At 67.0% G+C, this 20,469-nt stretch carries 19 protein-coding genes; 5 read left to right on the forward strand and 14 right to left on the reverse strand.

The features are described 5' to 3' along the window. Positions 1-63: 63 nt before the first annotated feature. Positions 64-720 (forward strand): TetR family transcriptional regulator, encoded by a 657-nt coding sequence (locus ACFWHR_RS01680; RefSeq protein ID WP_382446530.1) that lies wholly within the window; start codon positions 64-66, stop codon positions 718-720. 112 nt (positions 721-832) lie between these two features. Here ACFWHR_RS01680 and paaZ read toward each other — a convergent pair whose 3' ends face one another. From paaZ to ACFWHR_RS01700, 4 genes are read right to left on the reverse strand one after another with little or no spacing between them, the layout of a single operon-like run. Continuing rightward, positions 833-2,863 (reverse strand): phenylacetic acid degradation bifunctional protein PaaZ, encoded by a 2,031-nt coding sequence (gene paaZ, locus ACFWHR_RS01685; RefSeq protein ID WP_382446531.1) that lies wholly within the window; start codon positions 2,861-2,863, stop codon positions 833-835. 52 nt (positions 2,864-2,915) lie between these two features. Then, positions 2,916-3,782, reverse strand: coding sequence for a 3-hydroxyacyl-CoA dehydrogenase family protein (locus ACFWHR_RS01690; RefSeq protein ID WP_382446532.1), 867 nt, complete (start codon positions 3,780-3,782; stop codon positions 2,916-2,918). Beyond that, entirely contained in the window at positions 3,779-4,525 is a 747-nt protein-coding gene (locus ACFWHR_RS01695; protein WP_382446533.1) for an enoyl-CoA hydratase/isomerase family protein, read from the reverse strand. The genes ACFWHR_RS01690 and ACFWHR_RS01695 overlap by 4 nt, the downstream gene beginning before the upstream one ends. Further along, the gene (locus ACFWHR_RS01700; RefSeq protein WP_382446534.1) at positions 4,522-5,727 is read right to left on the reverse strand and encodes a thiolase family protein; all 1,206 of its coding nucleotides are present in this window, start codon (positions 5,725-5,727) and stop codon (positions 4,522-4,524) included. The genes ACFWHR_RS01695 and ACFWHR_RS01700 overlap by 4 nt, the downstream gene beginning before the upstream one ends. 218 nt (positions 5,728-5,945) lie before the next feature. Between ACFWHR_RS01700 and ACFWHR_RS01705 the strand changes: the two genes are divergently transcribed. Then, the gene (locus ACFWHR_RS01705) at positions 5,946-7,274 is read left to right on the forward strand and encodes an MFS transporter (protein ID WP_382446535.1); all 1,329 of its coding nucleotides are present in this window, start codon (positions 5,946-5,948) and stop codon (positions 7,272-7,274) included. Between the two features lie 74 nt (positions 7,275-7,348). Here ACFWHR_RS01705 and ACFWHR_RS01710 read toward each other — a convergent pair whose 3' ends face one another. The 4 genes from ACFWHR_RS01710 to ACFWHR_RS01725 all read right to left on the reverse strand — a co-directional run bounded on the left by ACFWHR_RS01710 (position 7,349) and on the right by ACFWHR_RS01725 (position 11,348). Then, positions 7,349-7,567: a DUF2283 domain-containing protein gene (locus tag ACFWHR_RS01710; RefSeq protein WP_382446536.1), complete on the reverse strand. Its 219-nt coding sequence runs from the start codon at positions 7,565-7,567 to the stop codon at positions 7,349-7,351. Positions 7,568-7,816: 249 nt separating this feature from the next. Next, positions 7,817-9,199 carry a dihydrolipoamide acetyltransferase family protein gene (locus ACFWHR_RS01715; protein ID WP_382446537.1) on the reverse strand — a complete coding sequence of 461 codons (1,383 nt, stop codon included), beginning with the start codon at positions 9,197-9,199 and terminating at the stop codon, positions 7,817-7,819. Beyond that, a complete protein-coding gene (locus ACFWHR_RS01720) occupies positions 9,199-10,257 on the reverse strand; it encodes an alpha-ketoacid dehydrogenase subunit beta (RefSeq protein WP_382446538.1) in 1,059 nt (352 codons plus the stop codon). The genes ACFWHR_RS01715 and ACFWHR_RS01720 overlap by 1 nt, the downstream gene beginning before the upstream one ends. After that, complete coding sequence (locus ACFWHR_RS01725) at positions 10,254-11,348, reverse strand: thiamine pyrophosphate-dependent dehydrogenase E1 component subunit alpha (protein WP_382446539.1); 1,095 nt, start codon at positions 11,346-11,348, stop codon at positions 10,254-10,256. Before ACFWHR_RS01725 ends, ACFWHR_RS01720 begins: the two co-directional genes overlap by 4 nt. 160 nt (positions 11,349-11,508) lie before the next feature. On the opposite strand from ACFWHR_RS01725, the gene ACFWHR_RS01730 reads away from it, so the two are divergent. Next, entirely contained in the window at positions 11,509-11,970 is a 462-nt protein-coding gene (locus tag ACFWHR_RS01730; protein WP_382446540.1) for an Lrp/AsnC family transcriptional regulator, read from the forward strand. Positions 11,971-12,005: 35 nt separating this feature from the next. Here the strand turns inward: ACFWHR_RS01730 and kduI are convergent, their stop codons facing one another. From kduI to ACFWHR_RS01760, 6 genes are all read right to left on the reverse strand, one after another. Next, complete coding sequence (gene kduI, locus ACFWHR_RS01735) at positions 12,006-12,848, reverse strand: 5-dehydro-4-deoxy-D-glucuronate isomerase (RefSeq protein ID WP_382446541.1); 843 nt, start codon at positions 12,846-12,848, stop codon at positions 12,006-12,008. Between the two features lie 23 nt (positions 12,849-12,871). Then, on the reverse strand, positions 12,872-13,843 hold the full coding sequence (locus tag ACFWHR_RS01740) for a 2-hydroxyacid dehydrogenase (RefSeq protein WP_382446542.1): 972 nt from the start codon (positions 13,841-13,843) through the stop codon (positions 12,872-12,874). A 79-nt stretch (positions 13,844-13,922) separates the two neighbouring features. Continuing rightward, positions 13,923-15,023: an extracellular solute-binding protein gene (locus ACFWHR_RS01745; protein ID WP_382446543.1), complete on the reverse strand. Its 1,101-nt coding sequence runs from the start codon at positions 15,021-15,023 to the stop codon at positions 13,923-13,925. A 57-nt stretch (positions 15,024-15,080) separates the two neighbouring features. Further along, positions 15,081-16,196 (reverse strand): ABC transporter ATP-binding protein, encoded by a 1,116-nt coding sequence (locus ACFWHR_RS01750; protein ID WP_382446544.1) that lies wholly within the window; start codon positions 16,194-16,196, stop codon positions 15,081-15,083. 26 nt (positions 16,197-16,222) lie between these two features. Next, on the reverse strand, positions 16,223-17,965 hold the full coding sequence (locus ACFWHR_RS01755) for an ABC transporter permease subunit (protein ID WP_382446545.1): 1,743 nt from the start codon (positions 17,963-17,965) through the stop codon (positions 16,223-16,225). A gap of 25 nt (positions 17,966-17,990) precedes the next feature. Further along, entirely contained in the window at positions 17,991-18,356 is a 366-nt protein-coding gene (locus ACFWHR_RS01760) for a cupin domain-containing protein (protein WP_382446546.1), read from the reverse strand. Between the two features lie 184 nt (positions 18,357-18,540). Between ACFWHR_RS01760 and ACFWHR_RS01765 the strand changes: the two genes are divergently transcribed. Together ACFWHR_RS01765 and ACFWHR_RS01770 are read left to right on the forward strand one after the other, a co-directional pair. Next, entirely contained in the window at positions 18,541-19,353 is an 813-nt protein-coding gene (locus ACFWHR_RS01765; protein ID WP_382446547.1) for an IclR family transcriptional regulator, read from the forward strand. Positions 19,354-19,488: 135 nt separating this feature from the next. Beyond that, positions 19,489-20,469, forward strand: a complete 981-nt coding sequence (locus ACFWHR_RS01770; RefSeq protein ID WP_382446548.1) for a C-terminal binding protein — start codon at positions 19,489-19,491, stop codon at positions 20,467-20,469.

Raw genomic sequence — 20,469 nt, forward strand, 5'->3', positions numbered from 1 at the left:
CCAGCGCGGGGGCCCGCGCACACGCATCGCGAGGCGCGGGCGCAGCACGTGAGAGGACCGGTCATGGACAGCACGGAAGCGACGCCCCGCAGGGGTCGGCCCGGCTACGACCAGAGCAGCATGCTCGAGGTCATCGTGCAGGTGTTCACCGATCACGGCTACGACGCGTCGTCGCTCGGTATGATCTCGACGCGGCTCGGCCTGTCGAAATCGGCGGTGTACCACCACTTTGCGTCCAAGGCGGAGATGCTCGAAATCGCGCTCGAGCGCGCGCTCGGCGCCCTTGAGCAGGTCTTCGACGAGGCGGAGCGGGGTGGGAACGGGGCCGGCGCTGCCGGTGCTGCTGGCGCCGGTTCCGATGCGGTCGGGCAGATTCGCGAGATCGTGCGCGCCGCGGTGCTCGTCGCGTGCGAGCAGCAGCCCTATCTCATTCTGCTGCTGCGGTTGCACGGCAATTCTGACGTTGAACTGCGCGCGCTCGAACGGCGTCGGGCGCTCACCGCGCGGTTGCGCGCGATCTTCGAGCGGGCGCGCAACGAGGGCGCGCTGCGCGACGATCTTGATCCGGGGCTCGCGGCACGATTCACATTCGGGCTCGTGAATTCACTCGTCGAGTGGTACCGCCCCGACGGGCCGGAGACGCCCGAGGCGCTCGCCGAGGCGGTGCTCTCGTACGTCCGCTCAGGCCTCCGCGTAAACGAGGTCGCCGACTTCCGCTAACCCGCTCCCCGTCGAGCGCACACGTTTGGTCCTTATCGGGCGCCAAACAGTGCATTTGCGTACGCTCGGCAACGCACAGAGGGGGCGAGGCGGGCGCGGGGCGGGGTCCAGGTTAGGGGGTGTGGGTCTTGGACACGAGCGTGAGCACGTCGTAGGTTGCGACGATCTCGTCGTTCTGGTTCGTCAGCACCGCGTCCCAGTGCACCTCGCCGTACTCGTCTGTCTCGCGCGGAATGATCTGCTTTGCCGTGAGCGCGACCCTGATGCGGTCGCCCGGTGAGACCGGAGTGATGAAGCGCAGGCTTTCCAGGCCGTAGTTCGCGAGGACGGGGCCCGGCTCGGGTGACACGAACAGCCCCGCCGCGAACGAGAGCAGCAGGTACCCGTGTGCGACGCGCCCCGGGAAGAAGGGGTTGGCGGCCGCGGCCTCCTCGTCGGTGTGCGCGTAGAACGTGTCGCCCGTGAACTCGGCGAAGTGCGCGATGTCGTCGAGTGTGACCTCGCGCTCCTCGGACACGACGCGGTCGCCGACGCGCAGCTCCTGGAGCGACTTGCGGAACGGGTGGGACTCGTCGTGCGTGGCGGCGCCAGCGTGCCAGACCCCGGTGATCGCGGTGAGCATCTCGGGGCTGCCCTGAATCGCCGTGCGCTGCATGTAGTGGAACACGCTGCGCACCCCGCCGAGCTCCTCGCCGCCGCCCGCTCGGCCGGGGCCGCCGTGCACGAGGTTGGGCAGCGGCGAGCCGTGGCCCGTCGAACTGCGCGCGTCGGTGCGATCGAGCACGAGCATGCGGCCGTTTGCGGGCGCGCTCAGCCGCGTGAGGGTTGCGACGAACTCCGGATCGGCCGAGGCGACGCTCGTCACGAGCGAGCCGCCCCCGCGTACCACGAGTTCTGCGGCCTCGGCGGCCGTCGCGTACCCGATCACGGACGACACCGGCCCGAACGCCTCGGTGTCGTGCACCCGTGGGGCGCGCGCGTCATCGAAGCGGAGCAGGATCGGGTTGAGGAACGCCGTGTCTTCGCCCGGCAGTTGACCGTCACCGAGCTCGATGCGCCCACCACCGTCAACGAGCGTCTGCACCTGGCGCAGTACCTCGTCGCGCTGTTCCACCGACGCGAGTGCGCCCATGGTGGTCGACTCGTCGCGGGGGTCGCCGACGACCACCTTCGAGGCGATGCGATCCCGCACCGCGTCAACCACGGCGTCGACGACCGTGAGGGGCACGATTGCGCGGCGGATCGCGGTGCACTTCTGGCCAGCCTTCGAGGTCATCTCAGTGACGAGCTGGCGCACGTACGCGTCGAACTCGGGCGTGCCGGGCACCGCGTCGGGGCCGAGCACGGAGGCGTTGATCGAGTCGGTCTCCACACCCAAGATCACGCCGCCGGTCTGCACCGCGTCGTGGCGACGCAACCCCGCCGCCGTGCTCGCTGAGCCGGTGAAAGCGACGACGTCGCCGAGCCGCGAGTGGTCGAAGACGTCGCGAATGGACCCGGTCACGAGCTGCAGCGACCCCGCGGGCAGCAGCCCCGATTCGACCATGATCCGCACCATCTGCTCGGTGACGTACGCGCCTGGCGTCGCGGGCTTGACAATCGTCGGCATTCCCGCGAGAAAGGCGGGGGCAAACTTCTCGAGTGAACCCCACACGGGAAAGTTGAAGGCGTTGATCTGCACGGCGACGCCCGGCAGCGTCGTGCGAATGTGACGGCCGAGAAACGTGCCATCCTTCGACAGTGTTTCGACCGGGCCGTCGAGCTGCACGCGACTGTTCGGCAGCTCGCGACGGCCCTTGCCCGAGTAGGTGAAGAGCACGCCGATGCCGCCGTCGATGTCGACCCACGAATCGGTCTTCGTCGCGCCCGTGCGCGTCGACAGCTCGTAGAGCTCGGCCTTGTGCTCGGTCAGCTGCAGCGCGAGCTGTTTCAGAATGACCGCGCGCTGATGAAAGGTGAGCGCACCGAGGCTCTGCTGCCCGACGTGGCGGGCATATTCCATCGCACCGGCGAGGTCGAGTCTCGCGCTCGACACGAATGCGACAGGCTCGCCCGACGTCGCATCTCGCACTTCGGTGGCGCCCGTCGAATCGGCGGGGCTCCACCAGGCATCTTGGACGTAGCTCTGCAGCGTGCGGGTCATCGGGGGTCTCCTGTCGTGCTGAATGCGAAGTGTGCGGTGGCCGTCGGCCGGGTTATTCCGGCCAGTCGTAGAAGCCGCGGCCACTCTTGCGGCCGAGCCGGCCCTCGGCGACCAGGTCGCGCAACAGCTGGGGCGGGGTGAAGGTTGGGCCGAGATCGCGTTCGAGTTGCTCGGCGATGCCGAGCCGCACGTCGAGCCCCACGATGTCGGTGGTGCGCAGCGGCCCCGTGGGGTGGCGGTATCCAAGCTCCATTGCCAGGTCGATGTCGGCGGCGGTCGCGACACCCTGCTCGACCATGCGGATCGCTTCGAGCGCGAGTGCAACGCCGAGCCGACTCGACGCGAATCCGGGAGCGTCGGCCACCGTGATCGGCGTCTTGCCGAGGGCTCGCGCCCAGCCGGCAGCGCGTTCGGCCAACTCTGGCGAGGTGCGGTCGCTGACGACGACCTCGATGAGTGACGACGCCGGCACCGGATTGAAGAAGTGCAGACCGATGAACTGCTCGGGGCGTTCGAGCGCATCGGCGAGCTGGGCGAGCGGGATCGACGATGTGTTCGACGCGACGACGGCGTCGTGCGGCAGTTGACGCTCGATCTCCGCGAGCGCCTCGGTCTTCAACTCGATCGACTCCGGCACTGCCTCGATGACGAGTGAGCAGGCGCCGAAGGCGGTGACGTCGGTGGCGAGCGTGAGCGCCCGCTTGAGCTGCGCCGCGTCACCGTCGTGGCCGCGGGCGATCGAGGCGTCGATGCTGCGCTCGATGCGTTCTCGGGCGGCGTCGGCGGCGGCGACGTTCTGCTCGACCACCACGACGTAGGCGCCAGCGAGCAGGAACGCGTGGGCGATGCCGCCGCCCATTCGCCCACCGCCGAGCACGCCGACGCGGGCGGGAACCGTATCGGAGCCCGCCGTCGTCATCGCTGCTGCTTTCGGTTGAGGAATGCGGTCATGCGTCGCTCCTTCTCGGGGCTGTCAAAGAGCACGGCCTGCTCGGCGAGGTCGATCTCGGGGTGGGCGTTGCGCGGGGCGCGCAGCACTCGCTTCGAGGCCTGGGTCGCAGCCGGGTCAAGCTTGGCGATGCGCTCGGCGATGGTGATCGCGACCGCGAGGGCGTCGTCGCCGTTCGGCAGCAGATGCGTGATGAGACCGGCGGCGTGCGCCTCCTCGCCGGTCAAGACGCGGCCTGCGAGCAGCATCTCGGCTGCCAGGCCCTCGCCGACGAGTTCGCGCAGCCGCCAGGTGGCCCCGGCTGCGGCGATGATACCGAGGCCGGTTTCGGGGTTGCCGATGTGCAGCGCGTGCGTGCCGACGCGAATGTCGGCGCTGTACGCCAGCTCCGCACCGCCGCCGAGTGCGTACCCGTCGAGCACGGCGATGACGGGCATCGGCAGTGCGTGCACGCGCATGAAGGCGCGGGTGTTGATGCCAGCGCGGGCGTCGTCGGCGCGGCGCTCCCGCAGCTGCGCGATGTCTGCGCCCGCCGCGAAGTTTGCCCCGGCGCCCTGCAGCACGAGGGTGCGGGGCACCGCTTCGAGCGTCGCGCAGAGCTCGTGCAGCGCAGCGATGAGGTCGAGGTCGATCGCATTGCGCTTTTCGGGCCGATCGAGGGTGGCGAGCACAAAGCTGTCGCGATCCTCGATGCGCAGTGCCGCGCCGCTCACGGTGCCACCCGCTCAATGATGGTCGCGGTGCCCTGGCCGACGCCCACGCACATGGTGGCGAGGCCGTAACGGGAACCCTCGCGCTCCATGCGGCTGAGCAGCGTGACGAGCAGGCGTGATCCTGACGACCCGAGCGGGTGGCCCAGGGCGATTGCACCGCCGTCGGCGTTCACTCGCGCGGGGTCGAGGCCGAGCCGCCTGATGCACGCGAGCGACTGTGATGCAAACGCCTCGTTGAGTTCGATCGAGCCGATGTCGTCGATGGCCAGCCCGGCTCGGGCGAGCGCCTTCTCGGTCGCCGGCACTGGCCCGAGCCCCATGATCTCGGGTGCGAGCGCCGCCGACACGCTCGTCACGATGCGTGCGCGCGGCACGAGGCCGTGGCGCTCGACGGCTTCGGCGCTCGCAACCAGCAGCGCCGAAGCGCCGTCGTTCAGTGATGAGGCATTGCCGGCCGTGACCACGCTGCCCCCCGCGACGACTGGGCGCAGCTTCGCGAGCACCTCGGCGCTCGACTCAGCTCGCGGACCCTCGTCAGTGTCGACCTCGCTGGTCTTGCCGCGGCCGAGCTGGGCGGTGACGGGCACGATCTCGTCGGTGAAGTGGCCGGCTGCGATGGCGGCGACCGCGCGACGATGGCTCTCGACGGCGAATGCGTCGGCGTCTTCGCGGCTGATGCCGTCGACGCGCGCGACCTCTTCAGCGGTTTCCGGCATCGAGTAGGTCGCCTTGTCGCGCGCGGCAAGCTTGGGGTTCGTGAAGCGCCAGCCGATCGACGTGTCGAATTGCTCGCCCGGCTTCGCCCAGGCCTGGGCGGGCTTCTGCTGCACCCACGGCGCTCGCGTCATCGACTCGACGCCGCCGGCGATGATGAGGTCGGCGTCTCCGGCGCGAATAGCTTGCGAGGCGTTCGCCACGGCGGTCATGCCCGAGGCGCAGAGCCGGTTCACGGTGTATCCCGGAATGCTGTCGGGTAGCCCCGCGAGCAGCGTGGCCATGCGAGCCACGTTCCGGTTGTCTTCGCCCGCCTGATTCGCGGCCCCGAGAATGACCTCGTCGATGACTGACGCCGGTACCCCCGTCCGCTCGACGAGTGCGCGCAGCACGATCGCGGCCAGATCATCGGGTCGTACCGAGGCGAGTGAGCCGCCGTATCGACCCACCGGCGTGCGTACGCCACCTACGAGAAATGCCTCTGGCATGGGCGATGACCTCCGTGTCTGCCCGCGTCAGTCGAATTAGTGACTGATCGTTCGGTAATGAATACCAGAATAGGCCGCGAGGTCTGCCTGCGCAAACGATCGCGGGGCTTCGATGGTTCTTTACCGCACGGGCCGACCGTCGTGTACGCTCTATTACTGGCCGAACGGTCGGTAACTTGACCGTCGCCGCGACCGTCCACACGAACAACGGAGTTCACATGACTATGACCGTGTCCAGGCAAACGGAACGGCGCAGGGTGCTCGCGGGCACCGTCGTCGGTACCACCATCGAGTGGTACGACTTCTTTATCTACGCGCAGGCCGCCGGGGCGGTGTTCGCAACCCTGTACTTCGCCCCCGCTGGCGAGACGGTCGGGCAGATCGTCGCGTGGGCGTCGCTCGGCATCTCGTTCCTCTTCAGGCCGCTCGGCGCGATCGTCGCTGGCCACCTCGGTGACCGCCTCGGCCGCAAGCGCATGCTCGTGCTCACGCTCGTGCTCATGGGTATCTCGACCGCGCTCATCGGCGTGCTGCCCACCTACGCGCAGATCGGTGTCGCGGCCCCCGTGCTACTCGTGCTGCTGCGCGTGCTGCAGGGATTCTCGGCCGGCGGCGAGTGGGGCGGCGCAGCCCTGATGTCGGTCGAGCACGCGCCCGAGGGCAAGCGCGGATTCTTCGGTGCATACCCGCAGATCGGCGTGCCGCTCGGCATGATCCTCGCGACCGCGACCATGTGGATCATCACCACCACGCTCACCGAGGAGCAGTTCCTGAGTTGGGGCTGGCGCCTGCCGTTCCTGTTCTCGATCGTGCTCATCATCGTCGGGTACTTCATTCGCCGCGCGGTCGAGGAGTCGCCGGTGTTCAAGGAGCTGCAGGAGCGCAAGGGAGAGTCGGCGGCGCCGCTGAAGACCCTGTTCTCGAAGCACGCCAAAGAGGTCATTCTCGCCGCGCTCATCTTCATTGCGAACAACGCTGCGGGCTACCTGCTGATCGCGTTCTTCTCGGCGTACGCGACGAGGCCGGAGGCCGAGGGTGGACTCGGGCTCGAGCGCCCACCCGTATTGCTCGCGACGACGCTCGCGTCGTTCGGGTGGCTCGGATTCACGCTGTTCGGCGGCATTCTCTCGGACAGGATCGGGCGCGTGCGCACGTTCCAGATCGGCTACGTGCTGCTCGGTATCTGGGCCATCCCGATGTGGTTCCTGATCGACACGGGCGACATCTTCATGTACTTCCTCGCTCTGTTCCTGATGACCGTGGGGCTCGGCCTCTCGTACGGACCGCAGGCGGCGCTCTACTCTGAGATGTTCCCGGCCGACGTGCGGTACTCGGGCGTCTCGATCGGCTACGCCATCGGCGCGATCTTCGGCGGCGCATTCGCGCCCATGATCGCGGACCTCGTGTTCGGTGCGACGGGTGCATCGTGGACGATCGGGGTGTACATCCTGGGCGTGACGATCATCTCGCTCGTGGCGGTGTCGCTCGTGAAGGAACCGAAGGGCGTAGCGCTCAACACCCGCTCAAACGAAATCATCCCCCAATAACCCGCGCCTGCCCCCTGCCCGCGCCCCCTCGAGGGGGCAGGGTGCGGGGGTGGGGGTGCGTTGTGCGTGTGGGGTCAAGTAATTGTGCGGAGGTTGCGGAGGGCGTCCGCTTCGAGCAGCGCGGAGACGCCGATGAACTCGATGCCCAGGACGGTTCCGGTGTCAGAAATGTCTAGGTTGATGGTGCCATTGGCGAGTTCGACCGTCTCGTTGTGGGAGAACTTGCCAGTCTGACCGCCGAATCGCAACATGCCAGCGTCAACTTCGTCGTCGATTGAAAAATCCATCGTCATCTCACTCTCCAGAGAATTTGCCGTCGCCGAGCCTGATCGCGGTAATGAAGTTGCACTTCAATGTACGCCGACCCTACGTCGTTCGAGTCGGCGTACGGGGCGCCGGCGTCCGTTTCTCAGTATTCTCAACGGGCCCGTCTCGCCCCCGTCGAGCGCACGCAAATGGTCGTTTTGACCCGCGATAGCGACCATATGCGTCCGCTCGACGGGAGGCGCTGGGGGAGGGGGGTGAGGGAGAGCGGGTAGGGGTTAGAGGCGCGGGTAGGCCCGCAGGGGGTGTTCCAGGAGGTCTGTGACCGCGCGCAGGAACCCCGCAGCGTAGCCACCGTCGCAGACCCGGTGGTCGAACACGAGCGAGAGCTGAGCGATGCGGCGGGGTTCGATGCGTCCGTCGACCACCCACGCGCGTTCGAGGACGCGCCCGATGCCGAGCATGGCGACCTCCGGGTGGTTGATGATCGCGGCGGAGCCGTCGACGCCGAGACCGCCGTAGTTGTTGAGCGTGAACGTCGAATCGCGCAGCCGCTCGGGAGGCGTACGGCCCTCGCGCGCGAGCGCGCTGAGCGCCCGGAGCTCGCTGTCGAGTACCCCGACCGTGAGCTCGTCCGCGCGCGGCAGCACGGGCACCATGAGCCCGCGGCTCGTATCGACGGCGATGCCCAGGTTAACGCCCTCGTAGATCTCGATCGCGTCGCCCGTCGCGGTGAGCCGCCCCGCGAGAATTGGGAACTGCTGCAGCGCAATCAGGGTGTATCGGGCGAGGATCGCGGTCAGCGACGGTGCGCGCTCGCCCGGCTGCGCCATGCGCGAGCGCAACGCCCACAGCTCCGTGAGGTCGACGTCGACCCACACCGTAGCCTCGGGGATTTCCGCTCGACTGCGCGTCAGCTTGTCGCTCACCACGCGACGCAGTGGGCTGAACCGTTCGATGCGCGCGATGGGCAGCGGGGAATCGTGAGGGACCGCCGGAGCCGCCGGAACCGACTCCAACTGTGACTCGACCCCCGCAGAGCCCCCTGCCCCAGAGCCCTCGGCCGGCTTCAGCAGGTGCGCGGCGCGCAACACGTCGGTGCGCGTCACCGCCCCGTCGCTGCCGGTCGCGGGAACGGATCGCGGATCGACGCCGAGCTCGCGGGCGAGCCGGCGCACAATGGGGGACCGCACGGCGACGGTGCGGCGGGTCGCTTCGAGTGCCGCTGGCGCAGCTGCAGCCGAACCGGCAGCCGCATCGGCGGCAACACCGGCACTGGCTCCGGCAGCCGAACCGCCACCGGCGCGCCCCGCGCCGCTCGCGCGCCTCCGCCTCCCCTTCGCGGGCCCGCTATTTGTGCCGTAGCCGATCAACACATTGCCCGATCCGGAACCCTCTGGGTCCTCACGAACGCCAGCTTCGCCCCCCTCTACCTCGATCACGGGCTCCCCGGTCAGCAGCGCGTCGCCCTGGCTGCCGTGCAGCTTCGCGACGACGCCGGCGAATGGCGAGGGGAGTTCGACGATGCTCTTTGCGGTCTCGACCTCGGCGATGGGCTGGTCAATGCCGATGGTGTCGCCGACGGCGACGAGCCACTGCACGAGGGCAGCCTCGGTGAGGCCCTCGCCCAGATCGGGCAGCCGAAACACTTGGGTATTCATCAGTTGTCCTCCCAGTGCAGCGAGTCGACAGCGTCGAGCACTCGATCGACGTCGGGTAGATACCAGTGCTCGAACTTCGGCGAGGCGAACGGGGTGTCGAACCCGGTCACGCGTCGCACCGGTGCCTCGAGGAACTCGAAGCACTGCTCGAAGATGCGCGCTTGAATCTCTGCAGCGACGCTCGCGAATCCCGGGGCCTCGGCGATCACGATCGCGCGCCCAGTGCGGCGCACCGACTCGACCACCGTGTGATCGTCAAACGGCGTGAGAGTGCGCACGTCGATGACCTCGACACTGCGCCCCTCGGCCTCGGCGGCCGCCGCAGCTTCGAGTGCGATTGGCATCGACGGTCCGTAGCTGACGAGCGTGAGATCGCTGCCCTGCCGCACGACGCTCGCCCGACGCAGCTCGGCGGTGATCGACGTGTCGACCTTTCCCTTCGACCAGTACAGCTTTTTCGGCTCCATGAAGATCACGGGGTCGGGCGACGCGATCGCCGCGCGCAGCAGCGAGTACGCGTCTTGCGGGGTCGATGGCGACACGACCGTGAGGCCCGGAGTGTGCGCGTAGTACGCCTCTGACGAGTCGCAGTGGTGCTCAACGCCGCCGATGCCGCCGCCGTACGGAATGCGAATGACGAGCTGCGGGCGTACGTCGCCGCGGGTGCGGTTGCCGAGCTTCGCGACGTGGCTGACGACCTGCTCGAACGCGGGCAGCGCGAACGCGTCGAACTGCATTTCAACGACGGGCACGAGCCCGTTCATCGCCATGCCGACTGCGGTGCCGACGATCCCGGATTCCGCGAGGGGAGTGTCGAAGCAGCGCTGTTCGCCAAAGCGCTCCGTCAGTCCGTCGGTGATGCGAAAGACGCCGCCAAGCGCGCCCACGTCCTCGCCGAACACGATGACGCGGTCGTCGCCCGCGAGTGAATCGGCAAGCGCGCGGTTCAGTGCGCCGGCCATCGTCATGGTCTCGACAACGGTGGGCACGGGGGTGGCGGGCTGAGCGGAGGCCTCATTCGCCACTGCGGAGGGGCGGCTCGCGGTCACGGTGCTCATGCTGGGGCCTCCGTGCGATCGATTTCGTCGCGCAGTGACTCCCACTGCGCATCGAGCGTGTGCGGGCGTTCGGCAAACACGTGCGCAAACAGCTGTTCGGGATCAAGTTCGGGGTCGGCGTTCATCGCGTACCGCAGCTCGCTCGCGATTTCATCGGCCGCCGCCGCGAGTTCGACCTCGTCGGCGTCGGTGAGCGCCCCTGTCTCGCGCAGGTGCGTGCGCACCCGGGTGAGCGGGTCGCGCGCGACCCACGCCGCCACGTCTTCGCGCGACCGGTACCGGGTGTCGTCGTCGGCGTTCGTGTGGGCGAGCATGCGATAGGTGTGCGCCTCCACGAGGCTCGGGCCGCCGCCCGACCGCGCGCGTGAGACTGCCGCACCCAGCACCGCGAGCAGCGCGGCAACGTCGTTGCCGTCGACGCGCTCGCCCGGCATGCCGTAACCCACGGCCTTGTGCGCGAGTGAGGGGGCGGCGGTCTGCCGCGACAGCGGCACCGAAATGGCGAACTCGTTGTTCTGCACGAAGAAGACGACTGGCAGGTGAAACACAGCCGCGAAGTTCAGCGCCTCGTGGAAGTCGCCCTCGCTCGTGGCGCCGTCGCCGCACATCGCGAGCACGACGGTGTCTTCGCCGTGCAGTCTGGCCGCGTGCGCGAAGCCCACGGCGTGCAGCAGCTGTGTGGCGAGGGGCGTCGACTGCGGGGCGATGCCGAACTCGTGCGGGTTGTAGCCCGAGTGCCAGTCCCCGCGCAGCAGCACCATGGCCTTGGCGGGTGCCACGCCGCGAGTGATGACGGTGACCGAGTCGCGGTACGTCGGAAAAAGCCAGTCGCCGTCGTCGAGGCACAGCGCGGCAGCTATCTGGCAGGCCTCCTGGCCGTTCGACGACGGGTACACCGCGAGGCGGCCCTGCCGCACGAGCGCGTTGCACTGGTCGTTGATGCGGCGACCGTTGACGAGGCCGGCGTAGGCCAGGCGCAGCGTGTCGGGTGACGGTAGCTGAAACGCTGGGTCTGCGTGCAGCTCACCGTCGCGATCGATCAATTGGACCGGGGTGTCGCGCGGCAACAGGGGGACGTCTGATCGAGACACGGTTCCTCCTTGAATCCGTCTGTCAATATGTCGCCCATATTGCCTTGAAATCGCAACGCTGCGTCGAGACCGGGGTCAGTTCTGTATGTTTGTACGCAGAGCGGCAGAAAAGCTGGATGAGTGTCAAGGAGGACACCCACTTCTCTCGGAGGGGCGCGACATGCAGGTGGACGATATCGACCGGGCCATTTTGGCCGTGCTGAAGAACGACGCGCGCGTGTCGATGACGGCGCTCGCGGAGGCCGTGCATATTTCACGCGCGGGGGCCCATGCCCGGGTGCGCAAGCTCGTCGACAGCGGCGTCATCGTGAACTTCACTGTGCGCACGGACCCGGTGCGCGCAGGCACCCACGCGTCGGCGTATGTCACGCTGCTGATCGATCAAACGGGGTGGCAGGAGGTGCGCGAGCGGCTCAGCGCTATTCCGGAGGTCGAGCACATCGCGCTCGTCGGCGGCGACTTCGATGTGTTGCTGCTCGTGCGAGCGGCCGACAACAGCCATCTACGCCGCGTGGTGCTCGAAGACATTCAGTCGGTGCCCTGGGTGCGCAATACGCGCACAATCTTGATCTTTGAAGACTTCGGCGGCGGGCCAGCGCCGAAGCTCGTCGGGGCGCCGTAGCGCTTCTGCGCCGCGGCCCCCGACCAGCAAAGCGGCTAGTGGCCGGCGACGCCCGCGAGCTCTGGCACGGAGATCTGGTCCATGTCGGCGAACGACTGGTTTTCACCGGCCATCACCCACAGGAACGAGTAGTTCGCGGTGCCAGCGCCGAAGTGCATCGACCACGCCGGTGAGATCACCGCGTCGCCATCGCGCAGCACGACGTGACGGGTCTGACCGGGGAGCCCCATGAAGTGGAACAGGCGCTCGTTCTCATCGAGATCGAAGTATACGTAGACCTCGGTGCGGCGGTCGTGGGTGTGCGGCGGCATGCTGTTCCAGACGTTGCCAGGCTCGGGCGCCGTGATGCCGAGCACGAGCTGGCTGCTGCTCACCCCGTCCTCGTGAATGTGCTTGCGCACAATGCGGCGATTGGCGTGCTGCTGCTCACCGGTCTCCGTCGTCAACGCGTCCGCGGCGGCAACGAGCGTCGTCGGGTGGTCGGAGTGCGAGACGGCCGACGACAGGAAGAACCGCGTGCCCGTCACCTCCGCCTCGAACGAGATGTCGCGCGCCCCGCGGCCGATGTAGAGCACATCCATGTGGCCGATCGGGTACCGGGTGCCGTCCACGACGACCACGCCAGAGCCGCTGAGACCGGTCACGGCGAGTTCGCGCCGCTGGCAGAAGTATTCTGCACGCAGGTCTGCGTAATTCTCGAGGGGCAGCGTGGCACCGGGCACGGGGCTGACCCCGCCGAGCACCATCCGATCCTCGTGGCTGTAGACGACCTTCAGCTGGCCGGGGGTGAACAGGTCACTGATGACGAAGCGAGCGCGCAGCTCATCGTCGCTCATGCCGACGATCTCATCGGGATGGGTGGCGTGGCGAATTTCCATGGGTGTCGTGTCTCTTTCGTGGGTCACAGTGCGGTGCTGGAGACGACGTTGACGGGAGTGCCCGCAGCGAACGAGACGATGTTGCGCCCCGCGATCGCAAACACGTCGTCGGCTTCGTCGGTGTGAAACCCGATGTGCGGGGTCATCACGAGATTGGGAACGTCGAGGGGGATCGATGCGAGCGCCGGAGGCTCGGACTCGAACACGTCGATCCCGGCGCCGAAGAGCTGTCCCTCCCGCAGGAGGGCGAACAGGGCGTCGCGATCGACGATTTCGTCGCGAGCGGTGTTGACGAGGATCGCGCCGGGTGAGAGCAGCGAAAGCAACTCGGCAGAGATCAGCCGCTCGGTCTCTGGGGTGTGCGTCAGGTGCAGCGAAACGGCATCACTCGCGCGGAACAGCTCGTCGAGTGCGACGCGACGGCCCGGAAGCTCGGCCTCGATCTCGGGGCGTTCGGTGCGATTCCAGTACAGCACGTGCATACCGAGAGCGTCGGCGATGCGAATCACCTCGCGCCCGATCGCGCCGGTGCCGACGACGCCCAGCGTGCGTCCGCTGAGCTTCACACCCTGGTGCTTCGCCCATTCCCCGGCACGCACGATGTGGTCGCCCTCCGGTACGCGACGGGCCACCGCGAAGAGCAGTGCGATCGCGTGTTCGGCGACGCTGCGGCTCGCAAAGTCGGGCACGTTGGTGACGGTGATTCCGAGCGATTCGGCCTCGGCGACGTCGACGAAGCGGTGCGCTCCGGTACCGACGAAGCTGACGAGGGAGAGACCGGGAACCGACGAGAGAAACGCCTGCGGCAGTGGGCCCTGATCGCCGATGATGTAGACGGCGTCGTAGCCCTGAGCGCGGGCAATGGTCGCCTCGGCGTCGTCAAAGCGCTCCTCGAACCAGTCGAGTTGGTGGCCGGCGGCGGCGAGCGGTTCGATCACGTCGCGCCGAACGATATCTGCGTACTGTGATTCGCCGTCGATGCAGACGATTTTCATGGGGTCCCTTTCGGTCGGAGTGGAGGTGGGGGCGGTGTCGCGCGCCGCCGGGCGGTGCGACGCGCGACACCGCGGCTTGTTACTGAGCGACCCAGCGATTGAACTCGTCGGTCAGCTCGGCGTTGTGCTCCTTGTAGTAGTCAGCGTCGAGCGTGATGGCCGTCTTCGTGTTCTCGCCGACGGGCAGGAACGGCTGGATGTCTTCGGGGAAGTCAGTCACGGCCACATCGGTGCTCGAAGCGGGAATCGGGGTGGGAACGCGCGAGGCGAAGGCAATCTGTCCGTCAGTGTTCTCGATCACGCTCTTCAGCAGCTGCTGCGCCGCTTCGGGATTCGGTGCATCCTTCGGGATCGCCCAGACGCTGTTCGCGTACCCCGCCTGATCCCAGCTGACCGAGATCGGGAAATCGTTCTGGCTCGCGGTGAATGCGCGGTTCGCCCACACGATGCCGAGGTCGCACGACCCGTTCTCGAAGCTCTCGATCGACTGCGCACCGCTTGACCACCAGGTGACGTCGTTCTTGATCGTGCCGAGCTTCTTGAACGCGCGATCGGTGTCGAGCGGGTAGAGGTCGTCGGCCGCGACGCCGTCGGCGAGCAGCGCCGACTCGAGCGTCCAGCCGTACTGCGGGTTGTTGAAGAGGCAGCGCTTCCCTGGGAAGGCCGTGGTGTCGTACAGGTCCTCCCACGTTTCAGGATGCGCTTTGTCGACGGGCCACTTGTCGGTGTTCCAGGCGAGCACCATGCCGAACGTGCCGACCTCGATGCCGGTCTTTGAATAGGTGCCGTCCTTGAGCTTGTCGACGGGTACGACGCTCGTGTCGATGTCGGCGAGATAGCCCTCGTCGGCCGCCTGCTGCGCGTCGCTCAGCGAGGGGAGGAAGACGAGGCTCCAGTCGACGGCGCCGTTCTGGGCGCCGGCGAAGAACTTCGTCGAGGCCTCGTTGTAGTCGTCGACGACCTTGACGCCGGTGTCTTTGGTGAAGTCGGCGAAGAGGGTGTCGTTCAGGCCCTCCCACACGTCGCCGCCGCTGGTGTCATAGAACAGGATGTCTCCGGAGATGTCGCCGCTCGCGGCGCTATCTCCGGAGTCGCCGCCGCCGCTGCAGCTCGTGAGAACGAGGGCCCCGGCGAGGGCGAGGGCGCCGAGTGACGCCGCCCGGGTGAGTGTGGAATGCATATGCAGGTCCTTCCTTGGATGCACGTGTCGAAAGATATTGCGGGGTGAAGAGTGTGGTTAGTGAGTCGGGATGAGCACCGCGCTACGCGCGCGAACACTCATGACGACGGGAGTGCCGATCGTGGGGATTGCTTCGGCACTGTCGAGGTCGACGAGGTAGCTGCCGCGCTCGTCTGCGAGGCGCACCCGAATCGTCTGCCCGAAGAAGCGAGCGTCGGTGACCGTCACGCGCGCGACTGATTCGTAGCCAGCTGGCACCGTCTCCACGCTCGCGCTGAGCCGGATCTGCTCAGGTCGTGCGCTGAGCGTGCACGCGGTGCCAATGAGCAGCGGGGAGCCCGCCGCCGCCGTGACAGCGAACTCACCGGTGCGCACCGTCGTGCCGTCACGGTCGTGCCCGACCACTTCGGCCGCGAAGCTATTGGTCTCGCCCAGGAAGTTCGCGACAAAGTCGCTGTTCGGGGCGCTGTAGACCTCGCGTGGTGCGCCGACCTGGCGAATGTAGCCCGCCTCCATCACGCCCATGCGATCGGAGAGGATGTAGGCCTCCTCCTGATCGTGGGTGACGTAGATCGCGGTGGTCTCAGATTCCTGCTGGATCCGGCGAATCTCAGACCCGAGATCCTGTCGCAGCCTCCGATCGAGCGCCCCGAGCGGCTCGTCGAGCAGCAGCACCCGGGGGCGCTGCGCGAGCGCGCGGCCGAGAGCGACGCGCTGCTGCTGACCACCCGAGAGCTGAGCCGGGTGTCGATCCCGAAGCGAACCCAACTCGGTCAGCTCGAGCATTTCGTCGAGTCGCTTCGTGAGGGCAGCGCCGCGCACCTTGCGAATTTTCAGACCGAACGCGATGTTCTGCGCGACGGTGAGGTGCGGGAAGAGCGCGTAGTTCTGGAAGACGAACCCGAGGTCGCGCTGTTGGGTGGGCAGGTGCGTGACGTCGCTGCCGTCGATCGCGACGCTACCCGAGGTGAAATCGATCAGCCCGGCAATGATGCGCAGCAGGGTCGTCTTACCTGAGCCGGAGGGGCCGAGCAGCGTAAAGAACTCGCCCGCCTGCACCATGAGATCGGTCTCGTGGAGCACGCGCGTGCCGCTGAAGTCGCAGGTGATCTGGTCGACGATGACCTCGCCGCGCTTCCCGGCGCTTGGCGCGGGTGCGTGAGTGGAAGACATGCCTGTTCTCATTTCTTATCTGCCAATTACTTGTCTGCTGAGAGCGCGGCCCGTGAGCGCCGCGATTGGATGATGCGCTGGGTGAAGATGACGGCAATGACGAGCAGCGTGAGCAGTGCGGCGATTGCCGGAACCGTCGGCACGATGCCGCTCTCCAGGTACTGGTAGATCGTGACGGGGAGCGTTTTCACCGGCCCGGTCTGCAAGAACAGCGCGAGCACGACCTCATCCCAAGAGGTGACGAACGCGAGCCCGAACGCCGAGAGCAGTACCGGGATCATGCCGCGCACCGTGACCCGCCAGAAGGCCGAGATGCGTGAGGCGCCCATTGTCCACGCCGCCGTCTCAAGATCGAGGCCGCGCGAAGCGAGCGACGTGTTGAGAATGGCGAAGGCGAGCGGGAACGAGACGAGCGTGTGCGCGAGCACGAGCCCGGGGATCGTGCCGGCGAGATCGAGCTTGAGTTCGACCGCGTAGATTCCGATCGCGAGCAGAATCGCCGGGGTGATGATGGGAGCGAACGCCAACCCCGACACCAGCACCTTCGTGCGCTCGGACTTCGCCGTCTGCACCACGCGAGCGAGGTACAGCGCGAGCGCGGTCGACGCGAGTCCGGTGAGTGTCGCCACGAGCAAGCTGCGCGCGATCGGATCGAGCCACGTGCCCGTCGAGAGCGCTTCGCCGTACCAGTTCAGCGTGAAGCCGCGCGGAGGGAAGACCACCGTCTGGGTTTCACCGACCGACAGTGGGAACACGATAAGTACGGGCAGCAGCAGTACGAGCAGTGAGAGCAGCGTTACGACGCCGGTCGTCACCGTGCCCGCCGACCAGGTGAAGCGCTGCTCGGCGCTGACACCCTTCGCCTGGCCGCCGACGCCCGGAGCCTGGAAACCGCCCCCGATGCGAATCACAGCGACGTACAGGATCAGCGTCGCGGCGAGCAGCACGACCCCGAGCGCCGACGCCACACCCCACTGGAAGAGGTCGATCTGCTGCTGAATGTAGACGGCAACCGTCTGCTCCTGTGGGCCGCCAAGGATCGCGGGGACGATGAAGAAGCTGAGCGCGAGAATGAAACAGAGCAGCGCGCCGCTCAAGATCGACGTGCGCACGAGCGGCAGGAACACCTTGACGAAAATCTGAAACCCGGAGGCGCCCATGGTCTTCGCAGCGAGGATCACGTTGTGGTCGATGCCCGTCATGCCCGAATACAGAATCAGGATCATGTAGGGCAGCAGATACATCACCGTGCCGACGAGCGTGCCGCCCTGCGTGTAGAGCAGCGAGAAGCGCTCGCCGCCGAGCGCCTGGCTGACCTGACTCAACAGCCCGTTTGGGCTCAGAATGGACGTCACCGCGAACAGCCGCACCACGATTGAGACCTGGAACGGAATCAGCACGAGCAGCAGCACGACACCGGCCGCGCGGCCGGGGAGGCGGGAAATGAAATACGCCGTGGGGAACCCCAGCAGCAGTGCGAGCAGTGTCGAGTTCACGGCGAGCACGATGGTGCGCCACTCGACGAGGTGCAGATAATCGTCCTGCAGAATCTTCACGTAGTGGTCGATCGTGAACTGCGGGTCGCCCCAGTCCATGACGCCGTCGACGCTGACGCTGCGTAACACGACGTCGAGCAGCGGCCAAAAGAAGAAGATCACGAAGAAGCCGGCTGCCGCGATGGCGAGCGCGACCTTCGGGAGTCGGGCGGGGTCGAATATCGATCGGCGCGGCGGCCTGACCGTGGGGATCCCGGTGGTGCTGAGGCTCATCATTGATCCTTGTCGGTGCGCCAGGTCAGGCGGGCGTCTGCGTGATGATGTAGAGCTTGCGTGTGGTCTCTTCGACGTTCCACACGACGTGGGAACCATCGGGGAGCGACACGTACGTGTCCGGCCGAATGTCGATCACTTCGCCCGATTCACGCGTGATGGTTCCGGATCCGCTCAAGAAGTACATGAACTCAGAGACGCCGACCTTGCTCGAGTGAAAACTGCCCGGGGTGATCTCCCAGACGCCGATCTCGGTGTGATCGTCCTCGTGCAGGATGGCCTCGGATGCCTCGGGTGTACCCGCGATGACGCGGCTCGGATCGGGGCTCTCGCCGAGCACGACATCGGCGAGCCCGTGGAGCGTGACCGGATCGAATTGAAATGCGGTCATGAGGTATCAGCCCTTTCGGCAAAATCGCTACTGTGCGATTCCGCGAATTGAAATTTGAAACACTGTCTCATAAGTGGTGAAATGATGTCAAGATGAATTCGGCGAGTGATGCCGGTTCGTAAGATTGGGACGGTGGGGGAGCCTCGCGAAGGGGCGGGGTCTGCACCGACAGGACGGAGACGACATGGCTGAACGCGTGATTTCCACGGGTGGATTGACATCCTCGGAGCGCGTCACGGGAACCCAGAGCCTCGAAAAGGCCGTGGACATTCTCGAGTACATCGCTTCGGCGCCGAGGCCCGGCGTGACGCTCGCTGAGTGCACGGGCATTCTCGGGTACAGCAAGGCGACGACGCAGCGTATGCTGCTCACGCTTGCGCGACGCGACCTGCTCCACTTCGATGAGGAGCTCGGCGTGTACTCGCTTGGCATGCTGACCGCGAAGCTCGGCTCGGAGTACCTGAGTCGTCTCGATACGCGCAAGGCGGCGTTGCCCGTACTGCGAGACATCGTGAAGGAAACCGGTGAGACCGCGCACCTGGGTGTGCTGTCGGGCAAAGACGTGGTGTACATCGAGCTCGTCGATAGCCCGCAGCCGATCCGCATCTTCAGCAAGGTGGGCGATTCCGTTCCGGCGTATGCCACGGCGATCGGCAAATCGATTCTGGCCCAATTGCCCGGCGACGTGCGGCAGCGGCACATTCCTGACACGCTCGCGGGGCGCACGCCCAACACGCTGACGACGTTTGAGGCGCTGTATCTCGACCTCGCGCAGACGCGGGAGCGTGGGTATGCGATCGACAACGGCGAGAACCGCGAGGGTATTCGCGGGTTCGCGGCGCCGATCTTCGATTTCGCCGGCAACGTCTGCGCCGGACTGAGCCTGGCTGGACCCACGGCGCGCGTGGTGGCCGAGGAAGACGAGCGCCGCTTTGGTGATGTCGTGACCCGCGCCGCTCGTCGCGTATCGCAGGTGCTCGGCGCGCCAGAGATGTAGCGCCAGCGATGTAGTTTGCACTACGGCCATCGTGGCTCATCGCCGTTTCCGCGGGGTTTCACCGTGACGACGGCTTGGCGAAGTCTTCACTTTATGAAATGATGTTTCAAATTTCATTCTCCGATGGAGGCTTCAATGCAGCAGCAACGTCGTCGCGTAGTGATCACCGACTGTGATCACGGCAGTGTCGAGATCGAACAGGAGGTCGCGGACCGGTACGGGTACGACCTCGAACTCGCCGAGTGCGCGACAGCCGATGACGTCGTGCGGGCGGCGCAGGGCGCCGCCGCGATCCTGACCCAGTACGCACCCGTGACGCGCGACGTGCTCGCCCAGCTGCCGGGTCTCGCGGCGGTCGGCCGCTACGGCGTCGGAGTCGACACCGTCGATCTGGACGCGGCGACCGCGAGCGGTGTCGCCGTGTGCAATGTGCCCGACTACGGCACCGAAGACGTCAGCGATCACGCGATCGCTCACGCGCTCGGGCTGATGCGCGGGCTGGGGGCGCTCGACAAGGGCGTGCGCCGCGGCGTCGCGAGCCTCGACGCCGTGCGCCCGCTGCACCGATTCTCGGCGTCGACGTTCGCGGTGTACGGGCTCGGCCTGATCGGGGAGGCGACGGCGCGCAAGGCGCGCGCGCTCGGCTTCCGGGTGATCGGCACCGACCCGCGCTTTACGCCGGGCTCGCTCAGCCCGAGCGGCACCGAGGTGGTCTCGCCAGAGCAATTGCTCGCGAGTGCCGACCTCATCTCGCTGCACCTGCCGCTGATCCCGCAGACACGCCACCTCATCAATGACGCCGCGTTCGCGCAGATGCGCACCGGCGTGAAGATCGTGAACACCTGCCGCGGCGGCGTCATGGACACGGCCGCGCTGGTGCGCGCGCTCGAGCGGGGCGCCGTGGCGGCCGCGGCCCTCGACGTTTTTGAGGAGGAGCCGTTGCCCGTGACGCACCCGCTGCTCGGGTTCGAACAGGTCATGCTCAGCCCGCACGCCGCCTGGTACAGCGAGGAGTCGTTCGCCGAGCTCAAGCGCCGCGCAATGGAGAACATCCTCGACGTGTGTGAAGGGCGACCCGCCGCGAACGTGGTCAACGCGAGCGGACTGGGGAACTAG

The sequence above is a fragment of the Leucobacter sp. NPDC058333 genome (assembly GCF_042726155.1).
Lineage (GTDB): Bacteria > Actinomycetota > Actinomycetes > Actinomycetales > Microbacteriaceae > Leucobacter.

Excerpts from the sequence above, each read along its gene's own strand:
- ACFWHR_RS01680 (WP_382446530.1), top strand. The coding sequence starts at position 64 with ATGGACAGCACGGAAGCGACGCCCCGCAGGGGTCGGCCCGGCTACGAC.
- paaZ (WP_382446531.1), bottom strand. The coding sequence starts at position 2,863 with ATGACCCGCACGCTGCAGAGCTACGTCCAAGATGCCTGGTGGAGCCCC.
- ACFWHR_RS01690 (WP_382446532.1), bottom strand. The coding sequence starts at position 3,782 with ATGACGACGGCGGGCTCCGATACGGTTCCCGCCCGCGTCGGCGTGCTC.
- ACFWHR_RS01700 (WP_382446534.1), bottom strand. The coding sequence starts at position 5,727 with ATGCCAGAGGCATTTCTCGTAGGTGGCGTACGCACGCCGGTGGGTCGA.
- ACFWHR_RS01705 (WP_382446535.1), top strand. The coding sequence starts at position 5,946 with ATGACTATGACCGTGTCCAGGCAAACGGAACGGCGCAGGGTGCTCGCG.
- ACFWHR_RS01710 (WP_382446536.1), bottom strand. The coding sequence starts at position 7,567 with ATGACGATGGATTTTTCAATCGACGACGAAGTTGACGCTGGCATGTTG.
- ACFWHR_RS01715 (WP_382446537.1), bottom strand. The coding sequence starts at position 9,199 with ATGAATACCCAAGTGTTTCGGCTGCCCGATCTGGGCGAGGGCCTCACC.
- ACFWHR_RS01720 (WP_382446538.1), bottom strand. The coding sequence starts at position 10,257 with ATGAGCACCGTGACCGCGAGCCGCCCCTCCGCAGTGGCGAATGAGGCC.
- ACFWHR_RS01730 (WP_382446540.1), top strand. The coding sequence starts at position 11,509 with ATGCAGGTGGACGATATCGACCGGGCCATTTTGGCCGTGCTGAAGAAC.
- kduI (WP_382446541.1), bottom strand. The coding sequence starts at position 12,848 with ATGGAAATTCGCCACGCCACCCATCCCGATGAGATCGTCGGCATGAGC.
- ACFWHR_RS01740 (WP_382446542.1), bottom strand. The coding sequence starts at position 13,843 with ATGAAAATCGTCTGCATCGACGGCGAATCACAGTACGCAGATATCGTT.
- ACFWHR_RS01745 (WP_382446543.1), bottom strand. The coding sequence starts at position 15,023 with ATGCATTCCACACTCACCCGGGCGGCGTCACTCGGCGCCCTCGCCCTC.
- ACFWHR_RS01750 (WP_382446544.1), bottom strand. The coding sequence starts at position 16,196 with ATGTCTTCCACTCACGCACCCGCGCCAAGCGCCGGGAAGCGCGGCGAG.
- ACFWHR_RS01755 (WP_382446545.1), bottom strand. The coding sequence starts at position 17,965 with ATGAGCCTCAGCACCACCGGGATCCCCACGGTCAGGCCGCCGCGCCGA.
- ACFWHR_RS01760 (WP_382446546.1), bottom strand. The coding sequence starts at position 18,356 with ATGACCGCATTTCAATTCGATCCGGTCACGCTCCACGGGCTCGCCGAT.
- ACFWHR_RS01765 (WP_382446547.1), top strand. The coding sequence starts at position 18,541 with ATGGCTGAACGCGTGATTTCCACGGGTGGATTGACATCCTCGGAGCGC.
- ACFWHR_RS01770 (WP_382446548.1), top strand. The coding sequence starts at position 19,489 with ATGCAGCAGCAACGTCGTCGCGTAGTGATCACCGACTGTGATCACGGC.